Origin of the sequence: Dyadobacter sp. CY261, from assembly GCF_021440085.1 — a bacterium.
In the GTDB taxonomy this organism is placed as follows: domain Bacteria; phylum Bacteroidota; class Bacteroidia; order Cytophagales; family Spirosomataceae; genus Dyadobacter.
In genome coordinates this window covers 1-4686 of record NZ_JAKCPW010000046.1, presented here as the reverse complement: position 1 = coordinate 4686, position 4686 = coordinate 1, and the positions used below count along the sequence as shown (strand labels likewise).

Sequence of the window (4686 nt, the reverse complement as noted above, 5' to 3'; positions counted from 1 at the left end):
GATGGCAAAGCTGGCAATGAAAAGCAAAACGTAGTTTTGTCCTACATTTTGCCGACTTCTAGATGTAGCGGAACTGTAGAGCCACTACAAATTAACGTAGCTCCCTCTATCCGCTTCCCTTAGAGCATTTAAGTAAGTGGCCCTCATATCACTGCTTCTGATTGAGCTCTGGCTCCCCCAGGTAAATACTTCGCGACCAAAAATCTTTTCAATAATTATATCGGCAATCAACCGGGAATGCCTGCCATTCCCATTTGAAAAACAATGGATCGATACAATGCGATGTTTAAACCGAACGGCAATCTCATCGGGCGGATAGGTGTTGTTCTCAACCCAGAATTTGCAATCATCCAGCAACATGCGCAAATCCGTACCAATCTGATATTTATCAACGCCGAGGTTCTTATTTGAATTTCTAAAGGAGCCGGCCCATTGCCAGACCCCGGCCAACATTCTTTTGTGGACCAGTTTTATAAATTCTTCCGTCAGAATTTCAGACGCTGTAAATTTTCTTCGGCGTTCAATCGTCCAGCGGATTGCTTCCTCAATATTCCGCTGCTCCACCTCATCCAGTTCACCACGCGTTGTGACTGACTCAATGAGCAAGCCTTCTTTCTCTTCTTCATCGAGCGGTGTTTGCCCTTCGTCGTACTGTAATTCTAATCCCATAGACTTCTCGGCATCTCGCGTTTGATTTCCTGTGTCAGTTCATCAACGGCCTGTTTTAACCGCAAGGATGAATTTTCCTGATCTTCCAGTTTCATCGTGGTGGACGTTCGTTTGACAATTTTCAAGGCAAGTTCTCGTGCCCGATCTTCGACCATCTTTTCCAGGCTTTCATCTTTGGGCACAAATCCGTAGACCAGCTTCATATTGAGAGCGTCCCCCGCTTCCCGAAGCGATTTTAGTGTAATGCTCTCATCGCCCTCCCGCTTTTCAATTTCCTTTACGGCCTGCGGGGTTTTGGACAACCTGTCCCCTATTTGCGCGAGGGACATGTTAAAGGCTTTGCGCAGCTGGCTGATCCAACCTCGTGGAGGCGGATTAAACTGTGCCAATGCGCTAAAATCTTTCAATTTCGCATCGAGCTGTCGAATGACGAGAAGATGGTTATTGGGGACTTTCATAGCATACCTTCATTTTACAAACACAAATTTAAAGGTATACATTTAAAAACTAATTGATTTTTAAATGTATACCTTTAAATTCATTAAAATAATTAAAGGTATACCATTACTGTGGTAATAACCCTATTGAATATTCCAGGTGGGGGCGGTTTTCAGAACTGTGCTATTTACCCCTAAGGCAAATCTTGTGAATGGATTGAGACTTTCTTTAAGTTGCCTAAGATCAGGTGTGCTCATTATATCCTCCAGGATCGCCCCTAACAACGCCCTTACCCTTGGTGGATAAGACAACGCCAATGTGATCATTTGGTCTTGCTGATCCAGGCCTAAGGCCTTTATCATGCTTTTGAATAGGGTCATCCCTGCCGAAATGTCTAAATCGGGAATGCGCCTCAAATCTTTCAAGGCATCAAGAAACCCGAGAATCTGGTAATTTTCCTCAGAGACATCAACATAGCTTTTCACGGGCTTTACCCGCAAATATCCTATCCCGGTCAGGCTACGCCGCGAGCAGCTCGCTATGTGAATAACGGCAGGTATCTGTGTGGTCAGGTTCAGCCGATTGTACAAACCCATCCCGGTGATATAGGCGATGCGTTTTCCCTGTCGATAGAGATAAGGTCTGAGAATTTCCTGCTCATCAGGGCGCTTTTCTCCAAAAACCGTCATTTTGGGCTTATAGAACCTCCCTTTTGATAGTTTTCTAATCACACCCTTTTTCTGCAACCGCTCTATTGCCTTGGCAGCGGACCAGAATTCGTCCGGTTCAATTGGCAATTCTTCATACCCGAAACTCATATCCTCGGATATTGCTTTAATCCTTTCAGCTATTTTTTCAGAAACACTTCCCATTCAACTAATGTAACATGCAAGCATAAAATTGTCAAGTTTTATGTATCATTTCGTATATAACTTTAATTATGTTAAATAGAAAAATTTGCACTATCCTCACAAAAAACCGAGCAACCAAGTCGAATTAGGCAGCCGACAGAGTTATGAGCAAATCATGGCCAGGATCTTCGCCAATTTCAAAGGCAGCGCCCCACAGGTGTCAACGTATCTAAAAAGCTTGGGGGAAGATGATATCGGGCTGATTTGCCGGAGTGTTGCCCAGGACAGCGGCCCCGTCGGCGCGGATTTTGCCCGGAAATGGCTAGAAAGGGACACGGCTAAAAATGCCATGGAGCTGGCCGGGTACCGGCAGCAGTTGCGTAGGCAGGGGTTGGATATCGGAAAGGACAAGGGAATGAGCTTAGGAACATAAAATATGTCGACGGTTTAAAAATCAGCTTTGCTGGGAGCGGCAAAAAAATAGGCAGAGCTAACCGCTCCGGAGCTTTACCCAGACGCAGAAAGAAAAGCTCGATAAGTCACTGTCTATTGCACAGCATCGAAATAAGTCAAAAAAACGCCTAAAAGAGGTTTTTTGACTTATTTCGATGCTGTGCAATATTTAGTCCATGCCGAGTTATTACTCTTTTGGAGGCTTGGTCATTGTAAGCCGAGATGCCCAAGTGACGTAACCAGCTCCAGATAACTTTTTCGAATCTGTCTTAAAGTGAAATTTGCCTTTCAGGGCTCCTTCAATAATTCTAAAGTCGTCGGTAGTTAGACGGCTATCGGAAAGTAGTATAAAATCCATTGCGAGAATATTACCATCTTCGCTTATATAATATACAATAAGTGGATTTTCCATAGGTAATTGTTTGCCTAATCTTGTATATTCCGCAGTCACCAATGAAAGAATTCCTGAACGTTCCTTCTCGCCAATATGCAAAAACTGTTCATACCCACTATTTACAAGGTGTTCTGGCAATTTTCTCGCCTTATCAACTTGACTGTTTTTAATATTACTGACGACAAATTGATTTTTTACTTTTTTAACATCAAAGGTATTGGAACCGGTTTTAAACCGGCCAGCTTTTAAGTTTTGAGCAGATGCTAATATGTTAGCAGATATAATCAAGAAAAGTAATAATGTAAAAGATTTCATATTTATATTTATTTTGGACATCCAGAAGAATTTATTGCATTAAGTAATGCATCTGGATTTAAAGTATTTATTGTAGGCTTATTGTATGCTGGATTTGCTTGCTTAAACAATTCTAAATAATTAAAATAGTTTGATGATAAGTCAGACCATGAATTTGGATATGTCGTTCCACCAGAGGTAATGTCATTTAGCCATAGAAGATAATCTAGATTATTAGCCGGAGGGACTGTTGTTGAAGCCACTCCAGCCCCTCCAATCATTACACCTACCATATCCCTCAAAAGCTTCGCCTCAAATTCAATGTTTGAAAATCCATTATTTGAGTATTGGCTAGTCCCGCCATAGATGACATCTTGGTAGGCATGAAACAGTTCCTCTCGAAAAACATTAATGTCGATGTCAGCAGCAGACTTAAAAGTTATGGTTCTTGTGCTCGGTGAGTATATCCCAGGAGTAGATATTGCCGGGTTAATCATAAAATTCAAATAACGATTCCAAGCAACCATCTTGTCGAATATTGTTTTGCCGAGGCAGTTACTACGTAACTGAGTAATCACGGCTTCAAGTTTAGCTGAATTTTCGGTTCCCAAATTACCACTATAATAAATCTTACTTAATTGAGGGAATGGATCCTCGAACCCGGTACTGCCACCACCGGCACCCGGATCACTGCCTGAGCCGGTTTCAGTACATTCGGTAAAATAATCAGTATAGCTAAAATTCCAAAGTGTACAATTAGGACCATTATACCACGGAAATTGAAAATCCCAAGACGTGGGATAATAACACATCCCGTTGTCCGCGCGCAACTTGATGTCCTGAACCTCAAGGTAATCATTGTTTGGACCCGTGCAACTCCGGTACCATGCACAAATCATGAACTGTGAGCAGACAATTGTGTTTGTTTTTCCTGATTTCAAAGAGTCGTTCGGGTAAATTCTTGCCACTGGCTTCCCGTTTTGATATCGATCTCCTCCCATTAGTTTTCCATTCCAGCTCCATAGCATTATACGACCACTAAAGCTCCCTGTTTTCGCAGACTCGTCAGGGTAGTACTGCTTAATTCTTTCTTGCATTTTTCCCTCTTTGTCCTTATAAAATACAATCCATAATTTATCTGGATCGAGCATCTTCATTCTCTTATTTTCATAAACTCCTATGTGATAAGAACTATCGCTTTTCCTTTGAAGCGGCACTTCTACATACTCACTGGCAGTGTTTTTCCCAGTGACGGCTTTATCCCAGGACACACCATACTTTGAAAACCTACTTTGAGCTTCACGGGATAAAGAGTTACTCTCTGATTCTGATTCAAACCATGCCCTAGCATATTGAACAGTAAGGCTTGAATTGGTTTCTACTTTTTCAGGCAATAGTTGCTTCCTATCGCAGTTTAGTAAAATAAGAACTAGACTAGAAAGGATTAATGTAAATACAAATCTTTTCATTAATTTTTAATTAGATGATCAGGTGTAAGCTTCCCTAAAAACAGAGTGGTGATGAATTAGACAAATTTTCTAATTTTAATCTGCTATGAAACGAAACACATTCACAGAAACTCAGATC

General features: G+C 41.6%; 6 protein-coding genes. 1 reads left to right on the top strand and 5 read right to left on the bottom strand.

Features of this window, described 5'->3' with window-relative positions; translation table 11 throughout:
• Positions 1-84 precede the first annotated feature (84 nt).
• The 3 genes from LZD49_RS35170 to LZD49_RS35160 all read right to left on the bottom strand — a co-directional run bounded on the left by LZD49_RS35170 (position 85) and on the right by LZD49_RS35160 (position 1979).
• Positions 85-669: a mobile mystery protein B gene (locus LZD49_RS35170; RefSeq protein ID WP_234673299.1), complete on the bottom strand. Its 585-nt coding sequence runs from the start codon at positions 667-669 to the stop codon at positions 85-87.
• Positions 660-1127, bottom strand: coding sequence for a mobile mystery protein A (locus LZD49_RS35165; protein ID WP_234673296.1), 468 nt, complete (start codon positions 1125-1127; stop codon positions 660-662). Before LZD49_RS35165 ends, LZD49_RS35170 begins: the two co-directional genes overlap by 10 nt.
• Before the next feature lie 123 nt (positions 1128-1250).
• Positions 1251-1979 (bottom strand): DUF6088 family protein, encoded by a 729-nt coding sequence (locus tag LZD49_RS35160; protein WP_234673295.1) that lies wholly within the window; start codon positions 1977-1979, stop codon positions 1251-1253.
• Between the two features lie 154 nt (positions 1980-2133).
• Between LZD49_RS35160 and LZD49_RS35155 the strand changes: the two genes are divergently transcribed.
• A complete protein-coding gene (locus LZD49_RS35155) occupies positions 2134-2391 on the top strand; it encodes a hypothetical protein (RefSeq protein ID WP_234673293.1) in 258 nt (85 codons plus the stop codon).
• Positions 2392-2598: 207 nt separating this feature from the next.
• Here LZD49_RS35155 and LZD49_RS35150 read toward each other — a convergent pair whose 3' ends face one another.
• Positions 2599-3120 (bottom strand): hypothetical protein, encoded by a 522-nt coding sequence (locus LZD49_RS35150; protein ID WP_234673291.1) that lies wholly within the window; start codon positions 3118-3120, stop codon positions 2599-2601.
• A gap of 8 nt (positions 3121-3128) precedes the next feature.
• On the bottom strand, positions 3129-4568 hold the full coding sequence (locus tag LZD49_RS35145; protein ID WP_234673289.1) for a hypothetical protein: 1440 nt from the start codon (positions 4566-4568) through the stop codon (positions 3129-3131).
• Positions 4569-4686 lie beyond the last annotated feature (118 nt).